Annotated in this window: 1 protein-coding gene; it reads right to left on the bottom strand. The window is 60.1% G+C overall.

The window, feature by feature from the left end:
* Positions 1 to 228, bottom strand: a 228-nt coding sequence (locus tag SB764_RS45300; RefSeq protein WP_410867482.1) for a DUF2062 domain-containing protein, incomplete at both ends; no start/stop codon positions are given.

Below are 228 nucleotides of genomic sequence, written 5' to 3'. Positions count from 1 at the left end.
GTACAGCATCGTCAGGCAATAGGCCAGAGCTCCCAACAACAGCCCGCACACGACTGAACCCAACAGAAACGGCTGCCACAGCGTGCTGAGCTGGCCGCTGATCCATTCCCAGGTCAGGTTATCGGGCAGGCTGCGTGGCGGCACGTTCATCAGCCAGGCGCCTGTCAGGTAAGTACCGACAAACACAAACGGCATGGTGATCGGGTTGGTCAGCCACACCAGGCTGAC

The organism is Paraburkholderia sp. SIMBA_027 (assembly GCF_046535315.1).
GTDB lineage: Bacteria > Pseudomonadota > Gammaproteobacteria > Burkholderiales > Burkholderiaceae > Paraburkholderia > Paraburkholderia tropica.
The sequence above is the reverse complement of the archived record's forward strand: the minus strand, read 5'-3'. Positions and strand labels throughout refer to the sequence as shown.